Source organism: Paraburkholderia sp. SIMBA_054 (assembly GCF_046534875.1).
Taxonomy (GTDB): domain Bacteria; phylum Pseudomonadota; class Gammaproteobacteria; order Burkholderiales; family Burkholderiaceae; genus Paraburkholderia; species Paraburkholderia hospita.
Genome location: NZ_JAWRXV010001743.1, coordinates 1 through 235, shown reverse-complemented (window position 1 = coordinate 235; position 235 = coordinate 1). Strand labels below are relative to the sequence as shown.

The 235-nt window shown below is 58.3% G+C and carries 1 protein-coding gene; it reads left to right on the top strand.

The window, feature by feature from the left end:
• On the top strand, nt 1–235 hold a 235-nt coding region (locus tag SB822_RS61080; RefSeq protein ID WP_410859655.1), incomplete at both ends, for an aminotransferase class III-fold pyridoxal phosphate-dependent enzyme.

The following is a 235-nucleotide window of genomic DNA, read 5'->3' as shown; positions in this document are numbered from 1 at the left end:
GGCATGACGGCTGGTGTTCACGGTACGACCTATGGCGGCAATCCGCTGGCCATGGCCGTCGGCAATGCCGTGCTTGATGTTGTTCTGGCCGATGGCTTCCTCGAAAATGTCCAGGCAACTGCTCTGGTTATGAAGCAGGGGCTCGCCTCCGTCATCGACCGCTACCCGAATGTCGTTTCGGAAATCCGTGGTCGCGGTCTGCTGATCGGCATCAAGTGCGTTGTGCCAAATACCA